Source organism: Vogesella mureinivorans, assembly GCF_007644035.1.
Taxonomy (GTDB): domain Bacteria; phylum Pseudomonadota; class Gammaproteobacteria; order Burkholderiales; family Chromobacteriaceae; genus Vogesella; species Vogesella mureinivorans.
The window spans coordinates 1-258 of the sequence record NZ_VMTV02000847.1 but is presented as its reverse complement, the minus strand read 5'-3'; the positions used below and the strand labels follow the sequence as shown (position 1 = coordinate 258).

The window sequence follows — 258 nt, the reverse complement described above, 5'->3', positions numbered from 1 at the left end:
ATCATCGCCCCGCCCACTGCCGAGACATCGGCGATGGCCGAACCCGACACGCCGCCGAAGAACAGGTTGGACAGCACGTTGACCTGGCCGAGGCCGCCGCGGATATGGCCGACCAGGCTGCCGGCCAGTCCGATCAGACGCTCGGAGATGCCGCCGCGCAGCATCAGTTCTCCGGTGAAGATGAACAGTGGAAAGGTTCTCGTCGGTGGCCCAGGTCATCGAGTTGTGGTCGATGATCACATCGCGGGCGCCGCCGAC

General features: G+C 65.5%; 1 protein-coding gene. It reads right to left on the bottom strand.

Annotated elements, in window-relative coordinates; translation table 11 throughout:
* Positions 1 to 188: TRAP transporter large permease subunit (locus FLQ44_RS25080; protein ID WP_369126619.1), on the bottom strand; the 188-nt coding region annotated here is incomplete at its 3' end.
* Positions 189 to 258 lie beyond the last annotated feature (70 nt).